Raw genomic sequence first — 23,685 nt, 5'->3', positions numbered from 1 at the left:
CGCCTTCGCTTCGCCATAGCCGATGCGACGCATCGGCGTCTGTTTAGGAACGGCGGCCAAAGGCCGCCTATGCACCCTCTCCCGCTGTGCGCGGCCTTGCCGCGCTGGGGGAGAGGGGAAGAAAAATCAAGGGTGCACCCAGTGTTCGTCTACATCGCGCGACGTGTCGTCTACGTCATCCCCATCGTCGCCAGCGTCGCGCTGGTGTGTTTTCTGCTGGTGCACATCACGCCTGGTGATCCGCTCGTCGCAGTATTGCCCGCCGATGCCTCGCAGGAACTGGCTCAACAGTTGCGCGTCGCTTATGGCTTCGACAAGCCGTTGCCGGTCCAGTTTGGTCTCTGGGTGTGGCGCGCGCTGCATGGAGATCTTGGCAGCTCCATCGCCACCGGACGTCCCGTTCTGTCGGAAGTGATGAAGGCTGTCGGCAACACCGTGACGCTGGCCATCGCGGCTGCCGCCATCGGCTTCACGCTCGGTCTGTTCTTCGGCCTGATCGCCGGCTATTTCCGCGATACCTGGGTCGACAAGGTCGCGACCTCGATCGCCATCGCCGGCGTATCCGTGCCGCATTACTGGCTCGGCATGGTGATGGTCATCATCTTCTCGGTGCAGCTCAACTGGCTGCCCGCTGTTGGCGCCGGCCCGGGCGGCTCCGGCGCTTGGGCCTGGGACTGGGAGCACATCAAGTATCTCGTGCTGCCGGCGATCACGACCTCGGTCATTCCGATGGGCATCGTAACGCGCACCGTGCGCGCGCTGACCGGCGATATCCTGTCGCAGGATTTCGTCGAGGCGCTGCGTGCCAAGGGCCTGCAGGAAACCAAGGTGTTCCGTCACGTCATCAAGAACGCTGCGCCGACGGCGCTGGCGGTGATGGGCCTCCAGCTCGGCTATATGCTCGGCGGCTCGATCCTGATCGAGACGGTGTTCTCATGGCCCGGTTCGGGGCTGCTCCTGAACTCCGCGATCTTCCAGCGCGACCTGCCGCTGCTGCAGGGCACGATCCTGGTGTTGGCGCTGTTCTTCGTCTTCCTCAATCTTCTGGTCGATATCGCGCAGGCGTCGATCGATCCGCGTATCAAGCGAAGCTGACCATGCTGGATATCCTCTCATGACCGTGATGACAGACACCGCATTGCAGGCGGCGCCTGCCACCAAGGCCCGCGGCTATTGGGCCACGGTGGGCCGACGTATCGTGCGCGACAAGGTCAGCATGGCCTGCGCATTCATTCTGCTGCTGATCTTCCTGGCGGCGATCTTTGCGCCCTATCTGCATCTCGCAGATCCCTATCAGGGCTCGATGATCCGTCGCCTGCGCGCGATCGGTACGCCCAACTATCCGCTCGGCACCGACGAACTCGGTCGTGACATGCTGGCGCGCCTGATCTATGGCGGCCGTCTGTCGCTGCTGATCGGCATCCTGCCGGTGATCCTGGCCTTCATCATCGGGACGGGCCTTGGCGTCGTGGCCGGCTATGTCGGCGGCAAGCTCAACACTGCGATCATGCGCACTGTCGACGTGTTCTACGCATTCCCGTCGGTGCTGCTGGCCATCGCGATCTCCGGCGCGCTGGGCGCCGGCATCGTCAATTCGATTGTCTCGCTGACGATCGTCTTCGTGCCGCAGATCACGCGCGTCGCCGAGAGTGTCACTACGGGCGTACGCAACATGGACTATGTGGAAGCCGCGCGTGCTTCTGGCGCGAACGCCTTCACTATCATGCGGGTCCACATGCTGGGCAACGTGCTGGGTTCGATCTTCGTCTACGCGACCGGCCTGATCTCGGTGTCGATGATCCTCGCCGCGGGCCTGTCGTTCCTCGGCCTCGGCACCAAGCCGCCGGAGCCGGAATGGGGCCTGATGCTGAACACGCTGCGTACCGCGATCTATGTCAATCCCTGGGTGGCAGCCTTGCCTGGCGTGATGATTTTCGCGGTGTCGATCTGTTTCAATCTGCTGAGCGACGGCATGCGCAGCGCCATGGATATCCGGAACTGACGGCATGAACGATATTGTAGAACCGATCGACAAGCTGGAGCCGCTGAAAGACATCGGTGGTGTTGCACAGCCGCTGCTGCAGGTGGTGAGCCTGACCAAGCACTTCCCGGTGCGTGGCGGGCTGTTTGCGCCCAGCAAGACTGTGCGCGCGGTGGACGACGTGTCGTTCGCTATCTCGAAGGGCGAGACCGTTGGCATCGTCGGCGAGTCCGGTTGCGGCAAGTCGACGACGGCGCGGTTGCTGATGCATCTGATGCCGCGCAATTCCGGCGACATCATCTATGACGGCCGCACTGTCGGGCGCGAACTCTCGCTGCGTGAATTGCGTCGTGGCATGCAGATGGTGTTTCAGGACAGCTATGCCTCGCTCAATCCGCGCCTGACCATCGAAGAGTCGATCGCCTTCGGCCCGAAAGTGCACGGCATGGCCGACAAGGCCGCGCGCAGCCTCGCCCGCGAGTTACTTGGAAAGGTCGGTCTGCGGCCTGAAACCTTCGCCAACCGTTACCCGCATGAAGTCTCCGGCGGTCAGCGTCAGCGCGTCAACATCGCGCGTGCGCTGGCGCTGTCGCCGCGTCTCGTCATTCTGGATGAAGCCGTTTCGGCACTCGACAAGTCCGTCGAGGCGCAGGTGCTCAACCTGCTGGTCGATTTGAAGCGCGAGTTCGGCCTGACATATCTCTTTATCAGCCACGATCTCAACGTCGTGCGCTACATCTCCGACCGCGTGCTGGTGATGTATCTCGGCGAGGTCGTCGAACTCGGTCCGGTGGACGAGGTCTGGGATGGGCCGGCGCATCCCTATACGCGCGCGCTGCTTGCCGCGATGCCGTCGTCCGATCCCGGCAAGCGCACCGAGACGCCGCCGATCACTGGAGATCCGCCGAACCCGATCGATCCGCCGTCCGGTTGCCGCTTCCACACGCGTTGTCCCTTTGCGGAGGCGATGTGCGGCGAGGCGACGCCGAAACTGACTGAAATCACTGTGACCGGTCATCAGGCTGCCTGCTACATGGCGATCCCGGGTTCAGGCCACAGCAAAGCACCTGCCGCGGGAGCGCACTGACATGACCAAACCGACTGCCAGGCAGATCAAGGCGCTGACCGAAGTCAGCGGCCTTCCTGCATCCGACGAGGTTGCCGAGCGCATCGCCAATTCGATCGGTCCGGCTTTCGAAGGCTTCGCTGCTGTAGCGGGCACGCTGCCGTTTGATCTTGAGCCCGCGACCTTCCTCGCCGTTCAGAATACGAAGGCTGCCAAATGAGCGTCACCGAACCCGCATTGCTGTCGCTGACGGAAGTCGCCGACGCTATCGCCACGAAGAAGATTTCGTCGCGCGAAGCCACGCAATCCTGTCTCGACCGCGCTGTGAAATCGCAGCCGAACCTCAACGCCTATATGTCGATCGAGGCCGATAGCGCGTTGGCAGCAGCCGATGCGGCCGATACCTCGCTTGCCAAGGGGCAGAGCCGCGGAGTGCTCCACGGCGTGCCGCTGGCGCATAAGGACATGTATTACGACGAAGGACACGTCGTGACCTGCGGCTCGCATATCCGCCGCGACTGGGTTGCGACCACGACGGCGACGTCGCTGCAGCGTCTGAAAGATGCCGGCACGGTGCGGCTGGGTTCATTGCAGATGGTCGAATTCGCTTACGGCCCGCTCGGCCACAACGTGCATTACGGTGCCGTGCATAACCCGTGGCATGTCGATCACGTCACCGGCGGTTCATCGTCGGGTTCGGGCTCGGCCGTCGCCGCGCGTCTCACATTTGCGGCGCTAGGCTCCGACACCGGCGGATCGATCCGTCTGCCGGCGCATTTCTGCGGTGTTTCCGGTTTGAAGACGACGGTGGGGCTGGTCAGCCGCGCTGGGGCGATGCCGCTGTCGCAATCGCTCGATACGGTCGGCCCGCTGGCGCGTACCGTCGAGGATTGCGCGCTGCTGACAGGCCTGATGGCCGGTGCCGATCCGCTCGATCCAACGACGAGCACGCGCCCTGTGCCGGACTATATGGCGGCGACGCGTGCATCCGCCAAAGGTATGACCGTCGGCATTCCCAAGGCGTTCTATGTCGATGATCTCGACGCCGATACCGCGGCCATTCTGCAGAACACCATCGCGGCGCTGAAGGACGAGGGCATCAAGATCGTCGAGGTCGATCTGCCCAATCAGGGGCAGCTCACGGCAGCCTGCCAGTTTGTGCTCGCGACGGAAGCTGCGGCGATGCACAAGCGCTGGATGATCGAGCGTCCGCAGGATTACGGCGCGCAGGTGCTGATGAGGTTGCAGAACGGTCTGGCGATCACCGGCGTCTCCTATATCGAGGCGCTGCGCTGGCGCGGTCCGGCACTTGCTGCCTATTTGGCCGCGGTGACCGGTACTGACGCCGTCCTCGCACCAGTCTCGCCCGGGGCAGCACCGACCATTGCCGAGACCGACGTCGGCAACAGCTCAGGCGCCGAAGCCATGATCCAGCGGCTGACGCGCTTCACACGTCCGATCAACTATCTCGGTTTGCCCGGTCTCTCGATTCCGGCCGGTTTTACCAAGTCGAAGTTGCCGGTCGGCATGCAACTGATCGGCCGACCGTTCGATGAAACGACGCTGCTAACCGTTGGTGCCGCCTTCCAGCGCGCCACGGACTTCCACAAACAGTGTCCGGAGCTTGCATGAGCAATCTTGTCGACGTTCGCAATCTCAACGTCCGGTTCGGCGGCGAACGCACCGTCTATGCGGTGAACGATCTCAATCTCACCCTCGGCGAGGGCGAGGTGCTCGGTCTGCTCGGCGAGTCCGGTTCGGGCAAGAGTGTGACCTTGCGCGCGCTGATGCGGCTGCTGCCGAAGAAACGCACGCAGATCACCGGCACAGTGAATGTGCTCGGGAAGGATGTGCTGGCGCTCGACGATGACGAGCTTTCGGCATTTCGCGGCCAGACGGTGTCGATGATCTTCCAGGAGCCGGCGTTGGCGCTGGACCCCGTCTATACGATCGGTCAGCAGATTGCCGAAAGCGTGATGCGTCATGAGGGCAAGACCCAGGCCGAAGGCGTGAAGCGTGCCCTCGAAATGCTTGAGGTCGTACGCATTCCATCGGCCAAGCGTCGCCTCGATGCCTATCCGCACGAGATGTCCGGCGGCATGCGGCAGCGTGCGATGATCGCGCTGGCATTGGCTTGTAAGCCAAAGATCCTGCTCGCTGACGAGCCGACCACCGCGCTCGATGCCACCGTGCAGATCCAGATCCTGTTGCTGCTGCGCGAGCTGCAGCGCGAATTCGGCATGTCGATCATCTTCGTCACGCACGATATCGGCGTGGCCATCGAAATCTGCGACCGTGTCGCGGTGATGTATGCCGGCCAGATCGTCGAACAGGGCACGCTGAGCCAGATCGTGCGCTCGGCCGTGCATCCCTATCCGCAGGGGCTGTTGGCTTCCACCGTGCACGGCGCCAAGCGCGGGGCGCGGCTGGAGACCATTCCAGGTACGCCGCCGTCGCTGGATAAGCCGCCGGTGAATTGCTCCTTCGCGCCGCGCTGCAAATTCGCCCAGCCGCGTTGCATGGAAGCACCGCCGCCGAATGTCGAACTCGCGGATAACCGCGTGGTGCGGTGTATTCTGGCGGAAGCAGTGCCGGCGTAGCGACGCTCCCCTTCACCTCTCCCCACCGGGGAGAGGTCGGCGCGTAGCGCCGGGTGAGGGGGGCTTTCACTGTAGATTGAGTTTGCCCCCTCACCCCGAAACCTGCGCTGCGCTCCGGTTTCGAGCTCTCCCCGGTGGGGAGAGGTGATCGGCGCGTCGTTGCGCTCGGCATGACGACGCGATCTATCCCGCCAGATTCTTCAGCAGGAATGTCAGTGCCGTCTGCGCGAAATTGTGCATGTTGCCGGAGCGGTCGCTGCTGCCCGTCTCTAGCGTCATGACCTCGTTTCGCGGGCCGGCAACGGCCATGCAGCTATGGCCGGCGGCGTCGCCATAGCGATTGCCGGAGGGGCCGGTTGCGCCGGTCTCCGACAGGCCCCAGTCGCATCCGAGCCGCTCGCGGATCTGCGTCGCCAGCAGTTGTGCGTAGGGCTCGGAAGACGAGCGCATGCCCGGTACCTGAAATGCATCATCGGAAATGTCCATCAGCACGCGCCGCGCATCCCGCGTATAGATCACGCCGCCGCCGATGAAATAGGCGGAGGCGCCGGGCACCGCGAGCAGTGCAGCGGAAATCAAACCGCCGGTGGAGGATTCAGCTATGCCGATGGTCTGCTTGCGTGCGATCAGCTCAATGGCGATCTTCTCGGCGAGGGGAATGAGATCTCTCATGACTTCTTCCCCCAAGATTTAGACCAAGGCCTGATCCACGGCTTCTTCGCCATTGATCCATAGACAGCGCGAATGAAATTCTTGCTGGCGGTTTCGTTCGGCGCCCACTTGGCGTCGAGATCGGCGAATGGCTTGGCTGCCAGGACCTCGTCCTCGGTCTTGCCCTCCTTGATCAGTGTGGCCATGCGATCTCGCGCTGTGACCAGCATGGTGCGATAGTCAACCAGCGCAGCCTTGTTGGCGAGCGGACCGTGGCCGGGAACGATCTTGGTGTTGTCGTTCGCCAGTTTCAGACAGGCGTCGGTTGCCGCGATCATGCCCTTGATATTACCGCCGTTGAGAAGATCGATATTGGGATAGCGACCATTCGTGAATGTATCGCCGGTCGCAATGACATTGGCGCTCTTGAAATAGACATAGGTATCGCCGTCGGTATGCGCATTGTCGGGATGACGCAGTTCGGCGATGCGGCCGCGCAGGCTGAGCTTGAGCTGATGCGTGTAGGTGTTGGTCGGCAGCGCCGCCTTCGGCGCCGGCGGATTTTGTGCGCCGGTCAGGAAATTCGTGGTGCCTTTTTTAAGGCGGGTTCTGACCTTGACGTTGGCGACGATGGTCGCGCCTTCATTGGCAAAGGCCTCGTTGCCGCCGGTATGGTCGCCGTGGAAATGCGTGTTGACGAGATACTTGACCGGCTGGGGTGTCACCGCGGCTATGGCCGCCTTGATCTTGTCATGCAGCGGGGCAAACTGGCTGTCGACGAGGATGGCGCCTGATTTGGCCGTGGCCAGCGTCATGTTGCCGCCCTGGCCTTCGAGCATGTAGACGCCATCACCGAGGTCCGTGGTCTTGATCTCGACCTTTGAGAAGTCGGGCGGGGGCGATGCTGCCGGCGGTGTGGACGCCTGCTGCGCGAGCGCGGGCGCCAGCGCCAGAAGGGTGAAGACCGCAGCCAGTGTCGTCCGATTCATTTGCAAGCTCCATTCCGAAACAGGCCAGACTCCTAGCATGTTTCGGATGACGATCTGCTCGCGAACACGTGATGTCGGCAAATGCGGATCAGCGGCCAGGACGGTCACGTTCCGGCGGGACCTGCGAGCGTAGCCACTCGCGAAAGGCCTTCAGCTTCCGCGAGTCGGAAGAGGCTTCGGGGGACACCAGATAGAAACCGGCGTCGGCGGGGAGGCTGATGTTGAACGGCACCACCAGCCGGCCCTTGGCGAGGTCGCCCTCCACATAGGTGGTGCGGCCGATTGCGACGCCGAGGCCATCAATGGCGGCCTGAAGCGTCATGAAGATCATGTCGAACGTCAGGTCCGGTTGCTTCGAAATATCGGCCGGCAGTCCGGCAGCGGTGAGCCAGAGCCGCCAGTCATCGTCGTAGCCGCCGCTCGAATGCAGCAGCGTATGGCCGGCAAGGTCCTGCGGCTGTCGCAGCGCCTTCTTGCCGGTCAGGAGCGCGGGGCTGCAAACCGGAAACAGATGATCGGCGGTGAGCCAGTCAGCGCGCAAGCCCGGCCATTGGCCGCGGCCGTAGCGGATCGCAGCATCGACGTCACCGTCTTTGAAATCGACCATGCTGGTCGACGTCGTGATGCGCACATCGATATCGGGATGGGCCTTCTGGAACATCGAGATGCGCGGCAGGAGCCATTTCGATGCCATCGACGCCAGCGTGCTCACGGTCAGCACGTGGTCGTTATCGCGGCGCTTGAGCCGGTCCGTGGCAAGACGCAGATCGTTGAAGGCCGCGCGTACGCCTGGCAGATAGTCGTGTCCTTGCGGGGTGAGTGCGAGTGCGCGGTTCTGCCGAATGAACAGTTTGAGACCAAGTTCTTCTTCCAGCCGCTTGATCTGATGACTGATCGCCGTCTGCGTGACGTTCAGCTCGCTTGCCGCATTGGTGAAGCTCAGATGGCGTGCGGCGGCTTCGAAGGCGCGCAATCCGTTGAGTGACGGCAACCGGGTGCTCATCCGCGCTCTCTCCCTGGCGCTTCACTGCTCTTCCCATCCATGAATTTGTGTCATGTGACGCGGTGCACAATGTCGTTTGTGGAATGTGAGAATGAAGCTGATATTTCCGGCGTAAATTTAGCTTCAGGAGAGCAAAATGTCTACTTGCACCCATGAATCGATGACAAATCATCATCCTTCGCTCAGCCTGGCGACAATCACCGAGACGTTCCAAACCTGGCGCGAGCGTGCAAAGCAGCGGCGTGAACTGGCGCAGTGGAGCGAGCGCGACATCCATGATGCGGGTTTCTCGGTGAACGACGTGATGGCCGAGGCCAGCAAGCCATTCTGGCAGGCGTAACGCCTGAGAGGCGCTAGGGAGCGATTCCAATGAAACATCTCAACCTCGATGATCTCGGCCAGTATTCCGACGTGCTGTTGCTGCGTAGCGGAACAGCCGTCACGGTGCGTTTTGTCGAGGTTGCAGATGCCGAAGCGTTGCAGGGCTATTTTCGCGGCCTGTCGACGCGTTCGCGCTACAATCGCTTCATGGGTGCCGCCAGCGAATTGCCGGCCGGACAGCTCGAGAAGTTCATTCATGTCGGCGAAGCTGACAGCTTTTCGGTCGTTGCGACGATCTTGCGCGATGGTGCGGAGACGATTGTCGGTGAAGCCCGCTATGCGTTCGATGAACTGACATCCCGTTTCGAGATGGGACTGTCTGTTGCCGACTCCATGCAAGGGCAGGGTATCGGTGCGGCGCTCCTGTCCAATCTGGAGTGTCGCGCTGCGGCGCTAGGCTCCGATTTTCTGTTTGGCGACACATTGCGCTCCAATGAGGCGATGCTCGCGCTAGCCCACAAGGCCGGCTTCACGTTCGCGCCGACGCCAGGCGACTGGAAGCAGATGCGGTTCGAGAAGCAGATCGGTGCGTCGCCGGCCCGAACGTCCTGCGCAACCTGGCGCCTTGCAGCGCAGTGGTTGCAGCCAACACTTGCCTGAGTGCGACGAGATTAGTCACGCTAAGGCAAGAGCGACGCGACGAAGCAATCCAATTCCCTCTTTAGCTCCGGATTGCTTCGTCGCGAATGCTCGTCCCGAAGACGGCGAATTATGCTGTCTATTTTGTAAAGTCGGTTGACGTAGCGACCTCACGCCACGCAGCCAGTTCTTTCTCAACAAAAGCGTGCTTGCTCTCGATCCGCGCAACCGTGTCGCTGCCGAGCGGCAACCGGACCGGAGGATTCTTGGCAGCCGCGAGCCGCATGAAGGCTTTTGCCAGCTTGCTGGGGTCGCCGGGTTGCGCATGATTGGCGTCGGCGGCATGGCCGCGGGTCTTGCCGACAGTTGCGTGATAGTCGCCGATCTCCAGTGCGGTCCGTACCAGCGAATTGTCGTCCAGAAAGTCGGTACGGAAGAAGCCGGGTTCGACCACGGTCACATGGATGCCGAGCGGGGCGACCTCGGCGGCTAATGCCTCGCTGATGCCCTCCACGGCGAATTTGGTCGAACCATAGACGCCCCAGCCGGGGAAGCCGGCATATCCGCCGACGGATGAAATGTTCATGATGTGACCCGAGCCCTGCCGGCGCATATGCGGCAGCACGGCACGGGTGACGCCGAGCAGGCCGAACACGTTAGTGGCATAGAGACGTTCGACTTCCTTGGCGCTGGCTTCCTCGATTGCGCCGAGCAGGCCATAGCCGGCATTGTTGACCAGCACATCGATGCGGCCGAATTTTTTGACGGCTTCACCCGCAGCTTCATGGGCCTCGGTCTCGCTGGTCACATCGAGCCGTGTCGCCAGCAGGCGCTCATGGGTGCCGAGGCGTGCGGTGACGGCGTTGGGGTCGCGAGCCGTTGCAACGACGGCATCGCCCTGGGCCAAAGCTTCTGCCGCGATGAGGGCGCCGAAACCGCGGGATGCTCCTGTGATGAACCAGACACGCATGATGGTCTCCCTTTCGTAATGGCCCTGCGTCAGTGCCGGGCCGATGGGAGGAAACTAGCGGCTCGCCAGAACTGAAATAATCCTCTATTTATTCCATGTGTTCATGAGCTGGATTCAACAATGAGCCTGATTGGCCCGGCCGACCTAGCTACCTTTCTGGCGATTGCCCGGCATCGCAGTTTTCGCAATGCCGCCGTCGAACTTGGCGTATCTGCTTCGGCATTGAGCCACGCCTTGCGCGGCATCGAGGAGCGGCTCGATATCCGGCTGGTTAATCGTACCACCCGCAGTGTCGCGCTGACCGAGGCCGGGGAGCGGCTGTTTGCGCGCGTCAGTCCGGCGTTTCAGGACGTCAACGATGCGCTGGAGGACCTCAATCATTTCCGGGGCAAGCCGGCTGGCACATTGCGCTTCAACGCGGCCCGGCAATCCGCTCAGCTCGTACTGCTGCCGATCGTCACGCGATTCCTGAAGGCCTATCCCGAGATCAATGTCGAGATTTCCGTCAATGATGGTCTGGTCGATATGGTCTCTGCCGGCTTCGATGCAGGTATTCGCTTCGGCGAAACCGTCGCGGCGGACATGATCGCCGTGTCGATCGGCCCACGGCAGCGGTCGGCCGTCGTGGCGTCGCCCGGCTTCTTCGAGCAACACAAGCCACCGCAGACGCCGCACGAGCTGAAGGATCTGCCCTGCATACGCTATCGCTTCTGGGGCGGCGCACTCTATCGCTGGGAGTTCGAGCGCGGCGGCATCGAGGTCGAGATCGACGTCGCGGGTGCGCTCACCTTGAACGATCAGGACCTGATGGTGGACGCAGCGCTGGACGGAGCCGGACTGGCTTACGTGTTCGAAGGGCAGGTCGAGGAGTTGATCGCCAGGCGAAAGCTTGTGCGAGTCCTCGCTGACTGGTGCCCGGCCTATCCCGGGTTCTTCATGTATTATCCCAGCCGCCGCCAATTGCCCGCGGCATTGCGGGCGTTTGTCGATTTCGCCAAAGCGCCCGCTCCTGCAAAATCGAAAACCTAGATGTGGCTCAGCTGCCCTTGAAGTTCGGCTTGCGCTTCTCGATGAAGGCCCGCACCGCTTCACGATGATCCGCCGTCATGGTGCCGCGGATCAGGCGCTCGGCCTCGTGATCTCGTGCGGTGGCGAAATCGAAGGCCAGGGCCTCGTCGAGATTGTCCTTCATGTAGCGCAGCGCCAGCGTTGGGCCCTGCGCCATGTCGCGGGCGAGCGCGAAAGCGGTATCGCGCAGTTCGGCATCCGGCACCACGCGATTGAACAGGCCGATGCGTTCTGCACGGTCGGCTTCGACCTTCTCAGCGGTGAACATCAATTCGCGCGCGCGGGCCGTCCCGATGAGACGCGTCAGCAGCCAGGCGATGCCATAGTCGCCGCTGAGACCGACGCGCAGATAGCCTGTCGAGACAAATGCCGATTGTGCAGCGATGCGGATATCGCAGGCCATCGCGATGGCAAGGCCGGCGCCTGCAGCGGGTCCAGGCAGGGCGGCAATCGTTGGCTTGCGTACGGCGACCAGCGCACCGGTCAGCAGGCGCTGGCGTTCCTGCAAATCGGCAACGCGTTCGTCGAACGACATCTCCAGCACCGCCTGCTTGCGATGCGCGCCCATACCCTTCACGTCGCCGCCGGAACAAAAGGCGGCGCCGGCGCCGGTGATCAGTAGCGCGCCGACGTCAGGGTTCTCGCCGCAGACGCGGATCATCGTGCGCAATGCGGGCGTGAGATGATCCGACAGCGAGTTGCGCGCCTCTGGACGGTTCAAGGTGATGACGGCCACGCGTTCACGAATCTCGCACAACAGCTCGCTGGTGCCAGTATCGACCTTGACGGCTTCAGTCATATGTCTCGCCCCGCTCTCGCGTCAGAATTTCTCAACCCATGGCCTGATTTCGAGCTCTGAACTCCAGGCGCTGCGTGGCTGCTGTAGCACGTTCCAGTAATTTGCGGCGATGGCATCGGGGTCGAGCATTGAATCCGGTCGATCGGCAGGCTCGACGCGCACGGAGCTGCGAATGCCGCCATCAATGACAAAGTGGGCGATGTGAATGCCCTGCGGCGCGAATTCGCGTGCGAGGGATTGCGCCATGCCGCGCAACGCGAACTTGCCCATGGCGAAGGGCGCCGATTGCGCGAAGCCTTTGATACTCGCGGAGGCGCCAGTGAACAGGATGGCGCCGTGCTTGTTAGGCAGCATGCGCTGTAATGCCTGTTGTGCGACCAGAAATCCGCCGAAGGCGCTGACGGCGATGGCTTGTGCAACGTCGGGAGGGGCGAGCTCAATGAAAGGCCCGCGGGCGCGTTGGCTCGCATTGTAGACCACGATATCGGGTGCGCCGATCTGGCCTTCGACATCCCTGAACAGCTTTGCGACATCATCAGCTTGGGTCGCATCGCAGGCAAATGCCTTGGCTCCCGTCTCCTTGCACAAGGCATCGAGCTTGCCGGGATTGCGGGCGGCAAGTGCGACACGGATGCCCTGTTTGGACAGCAATCGTGCCAGCGATGCGCTGATGCCCTCACCGACGCCGACAATCAGAGCGGTTTCGTAGTGCGGAATTTCCATGGATCAAATCTCCGGTTGGGGCACTTTATTCGTTGGCGCGGCAGGCGCATGATGAAGATGGAAACGCAACTGCCAAACACAAGAGGCCGTCATGAACGCCCATGCCCAGATTTCCGCGAATCTGATCGCGCCCGATACGTCCGGTATGAATTTCTACCGGGCCGATCCGGCGCTGACCGATCTGTTGCGGATTCATTTGCCCGAGGATCTGTTCAACCATATCGAACCGCATCTCGATCGTCTGGGTGCTCTCGTCGGTGGTCCGCTCGACGAAGCCGGGCGCATGGCTGACCGACATGGGCCCGTACTGCATCAGCGCGACAAGTTCGGTCAGGACGTGCAGTGGGTCGAATATCACCCGGCTTATCGCGAGTTGGAAAACGCCGCTTTCGGCACCTTCGGCATTCATGCGCTGTCGCATCGCAAGGGAATCATGGGCTGGCCATCGACCTATCCGGTGACCGCGAAACATGCCTTCACATTCCTGTTCAATCAGGCCGAGTTCGGCATGGGGTGTCCCATCAATGTCACCGATGGAGCGGCCAAGTTGCTGTCGAACTACGGCGATGACGCGCTGAAAGCGAAATATCTCGATGGGTTGACGCAGACGGACATGAGCAAGCTGACCCAGGGCGGCCAGTTCATGACGGAAAAGGAAGGCGGCTCCGATGTCGGCAAGCTGACGACATCGGCGGTGCAGGAGGGCGACCACTGGCGTCTCACTGGCGAGAAGTGGTTCTGCTCCAATGCTGATGCGAAAGTCGTGATGCTGCTGGCGCGGCCGGAGGGCGCTGTTGGTGGAACCAAAGGCGTCGGCCTGTTCCTGATGCCGCGTTATCTCGATGACGGTAGTCAGAACCACTATCGGATCGTGCGGTTGAAAGACAAACTCGGTACGCGCTCGATGGCGTCAGGTGAGATCAAGCTCGAGGGCGCCATTGCTTATGCCGTTGGCAAGCTCGATCGCGGTTTCGTGCAGATGGCCGAGATGGTGAATTCGTCGCGTTTGTCGAACGGCGTGAAGTCGACCTCGCTGATGCGCCGCGCCTGGCACGATGCCATGGCAGTCGCGCGTGGCCGCGTGGTGTTCGGGCAGCGCATCATCGATATGCCTTTGGCGCGTCGGCAACTGATGAAGATCATGCTGGCGACCGAACAGGCGCTGTCGATGAGCTTTCTCACCGCGGATGCGCTGGATCGCGCTGAAGCCGGCAGTCAGGATGCTGCAGCGCTGCTGCGTATCCTGACGCCCACGCTGAAATTCCGTGCCACCCGCGATGCGCGAAAGGTCTGTGGCGACGCCATGGAGATGCGTGGTGGCGTCGGCTATATCGAGGAATTCGCCACGGCGCGGCTGCTGCGCGACGCGCATCTCGGCTCGATCTGGGAGGGCACAGGCAATATCGTCGCGCTGGATGCGCTGACGCGTGCGGTAGGCCGGCATGGCGCGGAAGCGGCGCTCGCGGCGGATCTGCATGCGCGGCTCGATGACTCTCCAGGCGTGCCGCAGGCATGGCGCGACCGGCTGCGCGGCCTCGCCGACCGCGCGATCGGCTTTGCACGTGAAGTCGCTGCACGTTCGGACAACGAAGGCGATGCCCGCCGCGCGACGAGTTCGCTGTATCATGTGGCCAGTGCCGTGGCGCTCATATGGGAAGCGCACCGCATTCATGCCCGGCGCGGCGATGCGCGGCGTTTGCTGTTGTCGCGCCTCGTTATCGATCATCGCCTGATGGCGCCCGATCCGTTCGCGCTGGTGGAAACCGAGGCGCAGAAGCAGATCGTTGCGCATCTGCTCGGCGAACGCGATGTCAGTATGGAGGAGGCCGGCCGGTTGATGCTGGCCTGACCTGATCGCAGGGACTAGGGGCGTGGATCGTTGTCTTTCAGGAATTGAAGTAACAATCGGCTGACCTCGTCCGGCTGTTCCTGCTGCACCCAATGGCCCGCGCCGTCGATCAGGTGAACCGCGCGCATGTCCGTGCAGGCGCTCTTCTGCATGGCCTCGATGGCGCCGGGACGCTGATAGATGCCCCAGTCCTGCTTGCCCGAGATGAAAGCTGAGGGCACGTCGATGGTGCGGCCGGCAAAGGTCTCGTAATCGGGATTGAACGCGCCCGTCGTGTTACAGCGATACCACTGCAATCCGCCCTGGAATCCGGTGCGCGCGTATTCGCCGGCATAAAAGGCCAATTCGTTGTCCGGCAGCCATTTGCAGGATGCAATCTGTTTCGGCGTCGGCATCTCTGCGGCGACGGTCTCGGCCATGGTCTGGTCGCGGTCCATCACATAATAAGTCGGGAGCTTCGCTAGCTCACTCGCGGTCCAGCCCTGTAATGGAGTGGGCGCATTGCCTGGCCAGTCCGCACTCTTGTGATGATAATAGGCGCGCAGGAAATCATGCACGCCTTGTGGCGCGTGCTGCATGTGGGTGTTGGCATCGCGTGTCGCGTAGTACCACTGATAGTGGACGCGCGGTCGCGGCAATGCAGCGAGCTCGCGATGCACGGGATCTTCGGCCTTTGGCGGTGCCGGCTGATCGGCGGTGCCGAACGGCAGCGACGGAGGCCCGGCGAAGGGCGCGCTCATCAGTACGACGGATCGAAAGACATCCGGTCGCACCAGCGCGCACCATGCTGCGACCGAGCTGCCATAGTCATGTCCGACGACCGCATCGACATGGCGATAGCCGAAGGCGGCGACCAGCCCGACCGCATCGCGCACGAGGTTGAGCAGATTGAACGGACGCAGATCGCCGTCATAGTCTGCGCTCCAGCCGGTGGTGCGGCCATAGCCGCGCTGATCGGGCGCAATCACGTGATAGCCGGCAGCGGCGAGCTGCGGCATCACCTTGCGCCAGCTGAATGCCAGTTCGGGAAAGCCGTGCACCAGCAGGATGCAGGGCCGGCCTTTGGTCTCAAACCCGGCCTCCAGCACATGGACGCGCAGACCGTTGATGCCCTCGACGAAGCGCGAGCGAATTCCAGTTGGCAGAATGTTGGGATCGATGGGTGTCACGTCGCCTCCATGCTGCACTTGCACGGCAGCGTGCGCGCACTCCAACGCAAGCAACGCGAAAAGACAACTAGCGTTTGAAGCGGGCCACCAATTCGATATGCGGCGTATGGCGGAACTGGTCCACAGGCGTGACGCTGTCGATCTTGTAACCGCCATCGATCAGGATTTTGGCGTCGCGCGCGAACGTCTGGACGTTGCACGACACGGCAACGATGACGGGAATCTTGCTGGCCGCAAGCCGTTCGACCTGCGCCTGCGCGCCCTGACGCGGTGGATCGAACACAACGGCGTCGAAATCGCGCAGTTCCTGCGGCACCAGCGGACGGCGAAACAGGTCGCGCATCTCCGCTTTGATTGGCTTCAGGCCTTTCGTGTCCTTGATCGCTTGCTGCAGTGACATGATCGCGCTGCTGTCGCTGTCGAGCGCGGTGACCTTGGATTTGGCAGCCAACCTGAGCGCGAAGGGACCGATGCCGCAGAACAGATCGGCAATGTTTTTCGCACCCTTGCAGAGCTGCAGCACCAGCGCCGCCAGGGCCTCTTCGCCGGCCGCGGTGGCCTGCAGAAACGAGCCGGGTGGCAATGTGACCTGCGCGCTGCCCATCGTCACAACAGGCGGTACGCGCATCAGCACGAGTTCGCCATGCCGCGTGAGGCGCGCCAGTTTGTGCGCTTCGGCGATGCGCGAGAGTGATGTGATGATGGCCGTCGGTAGCGGGCCGGTGCCGCGGACGTCGATATCGAGACCGTTGCTTGCGGCCGTCACCTGAATGTCGAGCGGCTTGCTGACGGGCTTCAGCACCTCGGCGAGCGCACGTGCCGCATCGAGCGCGCCATCCAGTGCTGGATCAAGAATCGGGCACGCGTCGATGGCGATGATGGCGTGGCTCGCCGATGCGGCAAAGCCGGTGCGCAGCTCGCCATCGCTACCGCGGCGGGCATGCAGCGTGACGCGGCGACGGCCCGCGCCATGGGCGTCGATGATTGGGCCGACCGGGCAGGTGATCTTCGCTTGTGCCAGTGTGTCGATGACGATCTGACGCTTCCAGGCCTGATAGGGATCGGGTTGCCAGTGCTGGATCGCGCAGCCGCCGCAGCGTGTGAAATAGGTGCAGAACGGGTCGATGCGCTCCGGGCTTGCGGAGTCGACCCGCAGCAAGCGCCGGCGTTCGGGATGGCCCTCGTCCTGTTCCGTCTCGACGATCTCCTGAGCCAGCGTATAGGGCACGAACAGCGGCGCTCCGCCTGTGAGGCTGACGCCATCGCCACGCTGGCCGACATGATCGATGGTCAGGCGTTCAGCCACGCCGTGCACCCATGAAAAACTCGATATTGCCGTCGCCGCCGGTAATCGACGACGGGAAGACCTCGATGTCGGTGCAGCCAAGTGTCCTGGCAAAATCCGTGATGTCGTCGCAGATAGCCTGATGCACGGCGGCGTTCTTGATGATGCCGCGCTTGGATTGCTTCCGGTCGGCCTCGAATTGCGGCTTGATCAGCGCGAGCAGGCTCATCGGCGCTGCAGCGAGCGAGAGCGCGACAGGCAGTACCGCCTTCAGCGAAATGAAACTGACATCGATCACAACGACGTCCGGACGGGCCGGAAGGCGCTTGTTCTCGAAGGCGCGAATGTCGGTCTCTTCCATCGAGATGATTTTCGGATGGCCGTGCAGCGATGGATGTAGCTGGCTATGCCCGACATCGATGGAAAACACCATGCTGGCGCCGTTGGCGAGCAGCACTTCCGTGAAGCCGCCGGTTGATGCGCCGACGTCGAGACAGACGTGGTCCTCGATCTCGATCGGATAATGTTCGAGTGCGCCAGCCAGCTTGACGCCGCCGCGCGACACCCAGGGATGCGCCGGCTCAGCCTCGATCGCGGCATCGAGCGGCAGCGGCTCGGAGACTTTGGCAACGGCCTTGCCATTGGCCTTCACAAGACCGGCTTCAATGGCGGCTTGTGCACGTGCGCGACTTTCAAAAATGCCGCGTTCGACGAGAAGCGTATCGGCGCGTTTACGCGGCGCAGTCGCGGTGTTCAGAGATTTCGTCATGGTCAGTACGATGCAGCAAGTTTCAAACAGGCCTCGAAGCTCGTCAGATTCTGCCAGAGATCTTCGGGTGCTTCGCGGGGAAAGATCATGGGCGCGCCGTAGAGATCGAGCGCATGAATCATCATCAGATTGTCGGCGAGGCCGAAGTTTTCAACGGTGTTTCCGTTGGTATCGACGAGGTGGCCGTTATGATCGGTAACCTCTGTCATGCGGCGCACACGATCGAGATAGAGCGTTGGATCGTTGCAATAGCCGAAGCAGAGCTTGCCGTGGCCGGCCATATAGCCGAGCTCGAACACCGTGCCGGCATCGGCGCTGGGACCACGAAACGGCGTAAGATTGGCGATGATGATATCGCAATGATTCATCATCGTTTCGTTGCCGTGGAAGATCTGGCGCGAGGCATCGCTGGCGCTGACGTCGATGGCGTTATCGAGCGGGAAGAATCCACGTGCGCCGTAGCGCTTGCAGAGCGCGACCTTCTGCCGGCCGATCTCGGCGGCATTGGGCAGAAACACATCGGGGCCTGCGAGATAGATATTCATGTAGTCCCCGTCTCATGGTGAGCCGCGCCGACATTGACGAGCCAATTCAGACGAGAACGAGGCAATCCGGCGGTTCCTGCCGAATTGCCTCGTCGTATTCTCTTCGCAATTGCAAACGCGGTGTCGCGTTTAACGACAGATCAGGCGAGTTTGACGGTCTCGGCCTTGAAGTCCTTGCCGAGGGTCTCGAACACCTTCTTGACGATGCCCTTGGAGTCCAGACCCGCCTGGGCATACATCGCGGCTGGCGTGTCGTGATCCTGGAAGATGTCGGGCAGGACCAGGGAGCGCATGCGCAGGCCGCCGTCGAGCATGCCGTGCTCTGCCAGCGTGTGCATGACATGCGAGCCGAAGCCACCGATCGAACCTTCCTCGACGGTGAGCAGGATCTCGTGCTCGCGCGCGAGCTTGAGCAGCAATTCGATGTCGAGCGGCTTCATGAAACGTGCATCGGCGATCGTTGCCGAGAGGCCGTGTGCCGCCAGCTCATCAGCGGCCTTCTCGCATTCGGCGAGACGGGTGCCGAACGAGAACAGCGCGACCTGCTTGCCCTGACGGATGATGCGGCCCTTACCGATCTCGAGTGGGATACCGACCTCAGGCATTTCGACACCGCGGCCTTCGCCGCGCGGATAGCGCAGGGCGCTGGGCTGGTCGTTGATGGCGACCTGGGTGGCAACCATGTGCACCAGTTCGGCCTCATCCGATGCCGCCATGATCACCATGTTCGGCAGACAGCCGAGATAGGCGTTGTCGAATGAGCCCGCATGGGTCGCACCATCCGCGCCGACCAGTCCGGCACGATCAATCGCGAAACGCACAGGCAGGTTCTGGATCGCCACGTCGTGGACGATCTGGTCGTAGCCGCGCTGCAGGAAGGTCGAGTAGATGGCGCAGAACGGCTTGTAGCCTTCGGTGGCGAGACCGGCGGCGAAGGTCACCGCGTGCTGTTCCGCGATACCGACGTCGAAGGTGCGGGCCGGGAAGGCCTTGTTGAAGATGTCGACGCCGGTACCCGACGGCATGGCCGCGGTGATGGCGACGATCTTGTCGTCCTTCTCGGCTTCCTTGACGAGGCTCTGGCCGAACACGTTCTGATAGGCCGGGGCGTTCGGTTTGGCCTTCGACTGGGTGCCGGTGGCAACGTCGAATTTGACGACCGCATGATATTTGTCGGCGGCGGCTTCGGCCGGACCGTAACCCTTGCCCTTCTGGGTCACGACGTGAAGCAGGATCGGGCCGGTCTCCATGTCGCGCACGTTCTGCAGCACGGGCAGCAGGTGATCGAGGTTGTGGCCGTCGATCGGGCCGACATAATAGAAGCCGAGTTCTTCGAACAGGGTGCCGCCATTGACCATGAAGCCGCGCGAATATTCTTCAACGCGTTCGGCACGATCGGCAATCAGCTTCGGCAGATGTTTGCCGAGCTGCTTGGCTGCGTCGCGCAGCCCGCGATAGGTCTTGCCCGAATACATGCGCGACAAATAGGCCGACATGGCGCCGACCGGCGGGGCGATCGACATGTCGTTGTCATTGAGGATGACAATCAGGCGGGAATTCATCGCGCCGGCATTGTTCATGGCTTCATAAGCCATGCCTGCCGACATCGAACCGTCACCGATCACGGCGATAACGTTATTCTTTCCACCCGAGAGGTCGCGCGCGACGGCCATGCCGAGACCGGCCGAGATGGAGGTCGAGGAATGCGCGGCGCCGAACGGATCGTATTCGCTCTCGGTACGCTTGGTGAAGCCCGACAGGCCACCGGCGGTACGGAGCGTGCGGATACGGTCACGGCGACCCGTGAGGATCTTGTGCGGATAAGCCTGATGGCCGACGTCCCAGATGATGCGGTCGCGCGGCGTATCGAAGACGTAGTGGAGGGCGGTGGTCAGTTCGACAACGCCAAGACCGGCGCCGAAGTGACCGCCGGTGGTGGACACCGCATCGATGGTTTCCTGACGAAGCTCGTCGGCAACCTGACGAACCCGCTCGATCTTCAGCTTCCGGAGATCTTCCGGAGTCTTGATGGTATCGAGCAACGGTGTCTTACTAAAATCGGTCACGGCACTATTCCAATTTTACATGTCCGGGACTGCGTCTGGCTTCGGGGCTGTCGCGTTTCCGCGCGCCCACCGGACAACCGCAGCCTCCAGAACCGGGAAGCCTGTTTCGAGGCCTTATAATGGGCTTCGATTTTTCAGTGTGATATCTAGCATGCTTGGCAACGACTTCATCTGCTCATTTTTGCCAGATGAATGAAGCGCTTATCTACGTTAACGGCCGGCGTTTCAGCCTGCTCGTCAGCGCATAGTCCTAGTCCCTTTACACCAAAGCGATGGCCAAAGCCAACCGCCGCGCCTGCGGGGGAGGCAGCACAATGGCGCTATGGACATTCGCGCAGGCTGCCTAGCCGATGCGCCGGGCGACCGGTTCCGTTTCATGGGAACCCGTTTGAGCGAGGCTTTTCGCGCCCAAATCCAGCTTTTTCCATGCATTTTCGCGGGTTGCGGGATCGCCCTCGACCAGCGCCAAAGTTGTGGCCGGCTGGTTGACACGTTCCCGAAGTGGCACGGGGCCGCAGACGATCATGAAGAAATCGTAGGCATGTGGCCGCTCATTGGCCATGACGAACTGGAAGTGCACCCGGAAGAATTTCCAGCGGAACCGGTTGTAATGTTCCGGGCGGATGATTTCGCGGAACCGGACCGGGACGATAGTGGGATTCCGCCGCGCCGCGCCAGCGTCGATCCCGTGACCGGCGATGGGATCGAACGGAAAGAAATTCATCACGTCCTTGCGGGACTGGCAGTCGATCCAGTCGATCGAAGGCTCCACGGCCAGCAGCCGCAAATTGTCGCGAAAACCTTGCGCGACCTTATGGAAGCCGACGATCGGCATATTGCCGCCGAGCGTCAGCAGCACGACGCGGGGACCATGGTTGCCGAGTTCCGGATCGAGCTTCAGGGCACGGGCGAGGATTTCGGAGCCGAGGAAAGATCCGGAGCTGTGGCCGACAAGGACGATTTCCTGCGCTTTGGTAGACTTGGCGACCTGGACCAGATGCTGCGCGAAGCGGTCGATCCGGGCGTCCCAGTCCGGCCGGTTGCCGTGGGAGAACTGCCAAGTGAAGATCGTATCGGCCATCAGATAGAGCAGATAGGTGTGCTTTTCGGAGTATTTCAGCAGTGTGCCGAGCACGGCCACGAACACTGCCGCAGCACCGCAGCCCACCAGAAATCCGTGTATTCCAAGCGCGTGCAGCCCCAGCGCGAACAGCCAGGCGATGCCCGCCGACCAGATCGCTCCGTTGAGCAGCAGGAAGTGGGGCCAGCTGATGAAGGTGGCGAAGCGCCAATGCGCCTTCCAGAACCGGCCCATCGTGCCGGAGAAGACGAGGCCCCAATAGATCGCGATGGCGTGGATCAGCGTGCGCCAGATCGGCACGGCCAGATCGCGCTGGATCATGTCTTCCCAGCGCAGGAAATCGTAATCGGTCGTGGTCTGCCAGCCGTCGCCGGAGGTTTCGATGCGCCAGGAGGCGGATTCATGCGCGAATTCGCCGTCCGTATGGCCTTTCGGCCGGCTGACAGAGGTGGTCAGCCCATAAAGGCGGCCGAACTTGCGCAGTTCGGTTCGAAACATGCGGTAATACTGCGAGAGGCCCCGCGGATCGTATCCCTGCACATAGATGACATGACGGTGCTGGACGCGCACGCTGGTTCCCCGGACTGACGGCGGACTATAAACAGGCCGCGCCATGCGCCAAGCGCTAATTCGGCTGCGGGGTGGTGCGAGGTCTCAGCCCGGCGCGATTTCCTACTGGACGTCCAGCGGTTCGGTGCCGACCGCCTTGCCAGTCGAATCCGTGGTGATCTTGTCCACGCGCGCCTCGGCCTGACGCAACAGCTCGTCGCAGCGCCGCTTCAGCGCCTCGCCGCGCTCATAGATGGCGACCGACTCTTCCAGCGGCACCTTGCCGTCTTCGAGGCGCTTCACGATCGATTCCAGTTCTTCGATCGCGGTTTCAAACGTCAGTTTCTTGACGTCAGCGTGGTTGTTCTCGGCCATTCGGTTTCCCGTGTGCGCATTTTGGAAGCGCAGAGTCAAAGATATGTTTGAGGGCGTATTGTGGCGGGTAGGTTTTGCGACCTGCGCGCCTTTCAGCGCGATGCCCCCATCAGCGCAGAGACATGGGCCGCCGCCGATTCTTTCAAGCCCTGCAGATCATAACCACCCTCGAGTACCGAGACAATGCGGCCACCGGCGGTGCTGTCGGCGAGATCCATCAGCTTGCGCGTCACCCAGCCGAAATCCTCGGCGTCGAGATTGAGCGACGCGAGCGGATCGCGGCGATGCGCATCGAAGCCGGCGGAGATGATCAGCAGTTCCGGTGCGAATTTCTGCAGTTGCGGCAGGATGAGATTGTCGAAGGCGGAGCGGAATTTCACACTGCCGTCGCCATCATGCAGCGGTGCATTGACGACGGTGTCGTGCTCGCCGCGCTCCTGGGATGCACCGGTACCGGGGAACAACGGCATCTGATGTGTCGAGCAATACATCACCGTGGGGTCGGCCCAGAAAATGTCCTGCGTGCCATTGCCATGATGGACGTCGAAATCCACGATGGCCGCGCGGGCAATGCCGTAGGTGCGCTGCGCATACCGCGCTGCAATCGCGGCCTGATCGAAGAAGCAGAAGCCCATCGGCTTGTTGTGCTCGGCGTGATGGCCGGGCGGGCGGGTCGCGACGAAGGCATTGGTGTGCTCGCCTTTCATGACCGCGTCGGTCGCAGCCACGGCGCCGCCGACACCCCGCATCACGGCTTCCCAGGTGCCGGGGGACATCGACGTGTCGCCGTCGAGATAGACGAGCCCGCTGCTCGGGGCGACATGACGCAATTCGTCGATGTAATGATTGTCGTGGCACAGACTGACCACGTTGAGATCGCCTTCCGGCGCGTCACCTCGTACCAGCGCATTGAAGCGGTCTTCGCTGAGCGCCTGCGCCACCGCGCGCATACGGTCGGGACGCTCGGGATGGCCGGGCGGTGTGAGGTGATCGAGCGATGCCGGATGGCTCAGAAGAAGTGTCGTCATGCAAATGATCCGCAAGCACGGGGGCGCTGGTATGATGGGACGATAACCTAGCTGGTCGGGTCGGGTTCCGATAGGGGGACGCCTGCGAAACTCGGGCATTGCTGCGTCTGGCGGAAGCATCCCGGCGCTGAAGGTCGTTGGGATCGCGTCAACCGCCGC

General features: G+C 62.2%; 24 protein-coding genes. 10 read left to right on the top strand and 14 right to left on the bottom strand.

What is annotated here, in order from left to right; all coding sequences use genetic code 11:
* The first annotated feature begins 141 nt into the window (after positions 1 to 141).
* The 6 genes from AB8A27_RS20195 to AB8A27_RS20170 are packed head-to-tail and all read left to right on the top strand — an operon-like array spanning position 142 to position 5,647.
* A complete protein-coding gene (locus AB8A27_RS20195) occupies positions 142 to 1,095 on the top strand; it encodes an ABC transporter permease (RefSeq protein ID WP_092145574.1) in 954 nt (317 codons plus the stop codon).
* 28 nt (positions 1,096 to 1,123) lie between these two features.
* The gene (locus tag AB8A27_RS20190; protein WP_441244966.1) at positions 1,124 to 2,002 is read left to right on the top strand and encodes an ABC transporter permease; all 879 of its coding nucleotides are present in this window, start codon (positions 1,124 to 1,126) and stop codon (positions 2,000 to 2,002) included.
* A gap of 4 nt (positions 2,003 to 2,006) precedes the next feature.
* The gene (locus AB8A27_RS20185; protein ID WP_441243455.1) at positions 2,007 to 3,068 is read left to right on the top strand and encodes an ABC transporter ATP-binding protein; all 1,062 of its coding nucleotides are present in this window, start codon (positions 2,007 to 2,009) and stop codon (positions 3,066 to 3,068) included.
* 1 nt (position 3,069) lies between these two features.
* The gene (locus tag AB8A27_RS20180) at positions 3,070 to 3,267 is read left to right on the top strand and encodes a hypothetical protein (RefSeq protein ID WP_175365628.1); all 198 of its coding nucleotides are present in this window, start codon (positions 3,070 to 3,072) and stop codon (positions 3,265 to 3,267) included.
* Positions 3,264 to 4,679, top strand: a complete 1,416-nt coding sequence (locus AB8A27_RS20175; protein ID WP_441243454.1) for an amidase — start codon at positions 3,264 to 3,266, stop codon at positions 4,677 to 4,679. The genes AB8A27_RS20180 and AB8A27_RS20175 overlap by 4 nt, the downstream gene beginning before the upstream one ends.
* Positions 4,676 to 5,647, top strand: coding sequence for an ABC transporter ATP-binding protein (locus AB8A27_RS20170; RefSeq protein WP_441243453.1), 972 nt, complete (start codon positions 4,676 to 4,678; stop codon positions 5,645 to 5,647). Before AB8A27_RS20175 ends, AB8A27_RS20170 begins: the two co-directional genes overlap by 4 nt.
* A 183-nt stretch (positions 5,648 to 5,830) precedes the next feature.
* Here AB8A27_RS20170 and AB8A27_RS20165 read toward each other — a convergent pair whose 3' ends face one another.
* The 3 genes from AB8A27_RS20165 to AB8A27_RS20155 form a co-directional block, all read right to left on the bottom strand.
* The gene (locus AB8A27_RS20165; protein WP_441243452.1) at positions 5,831 to 6,319 is read right to left on the bottom strand and encodes a CinA family protein; all 489 of its coding nucleotides are present in this window, start codon (positions 6,317 to 6,319) and stop codon (positions 5,831 to 5,833) included.
* Positions 6,316 to 7,287: an MBL fold metallo-hydrolase gene (locus AB8A27_RS20160; RefSeq protein ID WP_441243451.1), complete on the bottom strand. Its 972-nt coding sequence runs from the start codon at positions 7,285 to 7,287 to the stop codon at positions 6,316 to 6,318. Before AB8A27_RS20160 ends, AB8A27_RS20165 begins: the two co-directional genes overlap by 4 nt.
* A gap of 88 nt (positions 7,288 to 7,375) precedes the next feature.
* Positions 7,376 to 8,290, bottom strand: a complete 915-nt coding sequence (locus AB8A27_RS20155; RefSeq protein ID WP_441243450.1) for a transcriptional regulator GcvA — start codon at positions 8,288 to 8,290, stop codon at positions 7,376 to 7,378.
* A 136-nt stretch (positions 8,291 to 8,426) separates the two neighbouring features.
* On the opposite strand from AB8A27_RS20155, the gene AB8A27_RS20150 reads away from it, so the two are divergent.
* Together AB8A27_RS20150 and AB8A27_RS20145 are read left to right on the top strand one after the other, a co-directional pair.
* Positions 8,427 to 8,630, top strand: a complete 204-nt coding sequence (locus AB8A27_RS20150; RefSeq protein ID WP_441243449.1) for a DUF1127 domain-containing protein — start codon at positions 8,427 to 8,429, stop codon at positions 8,628 to 8,630.
* A 29-nt stretch (positions 8,631 to 8,659) separates the two neighbouring features.
* Entirely contained in the window at positions 8,660 to 9,271 is a 612-nt protein-coding gene (locus tag AB8A27_RS20145; protein ID WP_441243448.1) for an N-acetyltransferase family protein, read from the top strand.
* A 118-nt stretch (positions 9,272 to 9,389) separates the two neighbouring features.
* Here the strand turns inward: AB8A27_RS20145 and AB8A27_RS20140 are convergent, their stop codons facing one another.
* Positions 9,390 to 10,220 carry an oxidoreductase gene (locus tag AB8A27_RS20140; protein WP_441243447.1) on the bottom strand — a complete coding sequence of 277 codons (831 nt, stop codon included), beginning with the start codon at positions 10,218 to 10,220 and terminating at the stop codon, positions 9,390 to 9,392.
* A 120-nt stretch (positions 10,221 to 10,340) separates the two neighbouring features.
* Between AB8A27_RS20140 and AB8A27_RS20135 the strand changes: the two genes are divergently transcribed.
* Positions 10,341 to 11,249, top strand: a complete 909-nt coding sequence (locus tag AB8A27_RS20135) for a LysR family transcriptional regulator (protein ID WP_441243446.1) — start codon at positions 10,341 to 10,343, stop codon at positions 11,247 to 11,249.
* 7 nt (positions 11,250 to 11,256) lie between these two features.
* Here AB8A27_RS20135 and AB8A27_RS20130 read toward each other — a convergent pair whose 3' ends face one another.
* Together AB8A27_RS20130 and AB8A27_RS20125 are read right to left on the bottom strand one after the other, a co-directional pair.
* Positions 11,257 to 12,087, bottom strand: a complete 831-nt coding sequence (locus AB8A27_RS20130) for an enoyl-CoA hydratase (protein ID WP_441243445.1) — start codon at positions 12,085 to 12,087, stop codon at positions 11,257 to 11,259.
* A 21-nt stretch (positions 12,088 to 12,108) separates the two neighbouring features.
* Positions 12,109 to 12,810: an SDR family NAD(P)-dependent oxidoreductase gene (locus AB8A27_RS20125; protein WP_441243444.1), complete on the bottom strand. Its 702-nt coding sequence runs from the start codon at positions 12,808 to 12,810 to the stop codon at positions 12,109 to 12,111.
* A 91-nt stretch (positions 12,811 to 12,901) separates the two neighbouring features.
* On the opposite strand from AB8A27_RS20125, the gene AB8A27_RS20120 reads away from it, so the two are divergent.
* Positions 12,902 to 14,659: an acyl-CoA dehydrogenase family protein gene (locus AB8A27_RS20120; protein ID WP_441243443.1), complete on the top strand. Its 1,758-nt coding sequence runs from the start codon at positions 12,902 to 12,904 to the stop codon at positions 14,657 to 14,659.
* 14 nt (positions 14,660 to 14,673) lie between these two features.
* Here AB8A27_RS20120 and AB8A27_RS20115 read toward each other — a convergent pair whose 3' ends face one another.
* The 8 genes from AB8A27_RS20115 to AB8A27_RS20080 all read right to left on the bottom strand — a co-directional run bounded on the left by AB8A27_RS20115 (position 14,674) and on the right by AB8A27_RS20080 (position 23,526).
* Positions 14,674 to 15,819 (bottom strand): alpha/beta fold hydrolase, encoded by a 1,146-nt coding sequence (locus AB8A27_RS20115; protein WP_441244965.1) that lies wholly within the window; start codon positions 15,817 to 15,819, stop codon positions 14,674 to 14,676.
* A 76-nt stretch (positions 15,820 to 15,895) separates the two neighbouring features.
* Positions 15,896 to 17,134 (bottom strand): class I SAM-dependent RNA methyltransferase, encoded by a 1,239-nt coding sequence (locus AB8A27_RS20110; RefSeq protein ID WP_441243442.1) that lies wholly within the window; start codon positions 17,132 to 17,134, stop codon positions 15,896 to 15,898.
* Positions 17,127 to 17,882, bottom strand: a complete 756-nt coding sequence (locus tag AB8A27_RS20105; protein WP_441243441.1) for a TlyA family RNA methyltransferase — start codon at positions 17,880 to 17,882, stop codon at positions 17,127 to 17,129. The genes AB8A27_RS20110 and AB8A27_RS20105 overlap by 8 nt, the downstream gene beginning before the upstream one ends.
* A gap of 2 nt (positions 17,883 to 17,884) precedes the next feature.
* Positions 17,885 to 18,427 carry a nucleoside 2-deoxyribosyltransferase gene (locus tag AB8A27_RS20100; protein ID WP_441243440.1) on the bottom strand — a complete coding sequence of 181 codons (543 nt, stop codon included), beginning with the start codon at positions 18,425 to 18,427 and terminating at the stop codon, positions 17,885 to 17,887.
* A gap of 140 nt (positions 18,428 to 18,567) precedes the next feature.
* On the bottom strand, positions 18,568 to 20,493 hold the full coding sequence (gene dxs / locus AB8A27_RS20095; RefSeq protein ID WP_441243439.1) for a 1-deoxy-D-xylulose-5-phosphate synthase: 1,926 nt from the start codon (positions 20,491 to 20,493) through the stop codon (positions 18,568 to 18,570).
* Positions 20,494 to 20,836: 343 nt separating this feature from the next.
* Complete coding sequence (locus AB8A27_RS20090) at positions 20,837 to 22,144, bottom strand: hypothetical protein (RefSeq protein WP_441243438.1); 1,308 nt, start codon at positions 22,142 to 22,144, stop codon at positions 20,837 to 20,839.
* Positions 22,145 to 22,246: 102 nt separating this feature from the next.
* Positions 22,247 to 22,498 carry an exodeoxyribonuclease VII small subunit gene (locus tag AB8A27_RS20085; RefSeq protein WP_092145532.1) on the bottom strand — a complete coding sequence of 84 codons (252 nt, stop codon included), beginning with the start codon at positions 22,496 to 22,498 and terminating at the stop codon, positions 22,247 to 22,249.
* A 92-nt stretch (positions 22,499 to 22,590) separates the two neighbouring features.
* Entirely contained in the window at positions 22,591 to 23,526 is a 936-nt protein-coding gene (locus AB8A27_RS20080; protein ID WP_441243437.1) for a histone deacetylase family protein, read from the bottom strand.
* Positions 23,527 to 23,685: the final 159 nt, after the last annotated feature.

This window comes from Tardiphaga sp. 768_D3_N2_1, from assembly GCF_052076105.1.
Lineage (GTDB): Bacteria > Pseudomonadota > Alphaproteobacteria > Rhizobiales > Xanthobacteraceae > Tardiphaga.
Note: the sequence above shows the minus strand (reverse complement) of the source record. Positions and strands in the feature narration are given on the sequence as shown.

Coding starts and splice junctions, on each gene's coding strand:
- AB8A27_RS20190 (WP_441244966.1), top strand. CDS start 1,124: ATGACAGACACCGCATTGCAGGCGGCGCCTGCCACCAAGGCCCGCGGC.
- AB8A27_RS20185 (WP_441243455.1), top strand. CDS start 2,007: ATGAACGATATTGTAGAACCGATCGACAAGCTGGAGCCGCTGAAAGAC.
- AB8A27_RS20180 (WP_175365628.1), top strand. CDS start 3,070: ATGACCAAACCGACTGCCAGGCAGATCAAGGCGCTGACCGAAGTCAGC.
- AB8A27_RS20175 (WP_441243454.1), top strand. CDS start 3,264: ATGAGCGTCACCGAACCCGCATTGCTGTCGCTGACGGAAGTCGCCGAC.
- AB8A27_RS20170 (WP_441243453.1), top strand. CDS start 4,676: ATGAGCAATCTTGTCGACGTTCGCAATCTCAACGTCCGGTTCGGCGGC.
- AB8A27_RS20165 (WP_441243452.1), bottom strand. CDS start 6,319: ATGAGAGATCTCATTCCCCTCGCCGAGAAGATCGCCATTGAGCTGATC.
- AB8A27_RS20160 (WP_441243451.1), bottom strand. CDS start 7,287: ATGAATCGGACGACACTGGCTGCGGTCTTCACCCTTCTGGCGCTGGCG.
- AB8A27_RS20155 (WP_441243450.1), bottom strand. CDS start 8,290: ATGAGCACCCGGTTGCCGTCACTCAACGGATTGCGCGCCTTCGAAGCC.
- AB8A27_RS20150 (WP_441243449.1), top strand. CDS start 8,427: ATGTCTACTTGCACCCATGAATCGATGACAAATCATCATCCTTCGCTC.
- AB8A27_RS20145 (WP_441243448.1), top strand. CDS start 8,660: ATGAAACATCTCAACCTCGATGATCTCGGCCAGTATTCCGACGTGCTG.
- AB8A27_RS20140 (WP_441243447.1), bottom strand. CDS start 10,220: ATGCGTGTCTGGTTCATCACAGGAGCATCCCGCGGTTTCGGCGCCCTC.
- AB8A27_RS20135 (WP_441243446.1), top strand. CDS start 10,341: ATGAGCCTGATTGGCCCGGCCGACCTAGCTACCTTTCTGGCGATTGCC.
- AB8A27_RS20130 (WP_441243445.1), bottom strand. CDS start 12,087: ATGACTGAAGCCGTCAAGGTCGATACTGGCACCAGCGAGCTGTTGTGC.
- AB8A27_RS20125 (WP_441243444.1), bottom strand. CDS start 12,810: ATGGAAATTCCGCACTACGAAACCGCTCTGATTGTCGGCGTCGGTGAG.
- AB8A27_RS20120 (WP_441243443.1), top strand. CDS start 12,902: ATGAACGCCCATGCCCAGATTTCCGCGAATCTGATCGCGCCCGATACG.
- AB8A27_RS20105 (WP_441243441.1), bottom strand. CDS start 17,882: ATGACGAAATCTCTGAACACCGCGACTGCGCCGCGTAAACGCGCCGAT.
- AB8A27_RS20100 (WP_441243440.1), bottom strand. CDS start 18,427: ATGAATATCTATCTCGCAGGCCCCGATGTGTTTCTGCCCAATGCCGCC.
- AB8A27_RS20085 (WP_092145532.1), bottom strand. CDS start 22,498: ATGGCCGAGAACAACCACGCTGACGTCAAGAAACTGACGTTTGAAACC.
- AB8A27_RS20080 (WP_441243437.1), bottom strand. CDS start 23,526: ATGACGACACTTCTTCTGAGCCATCCGGCATCGCTCGATCACCTCACA.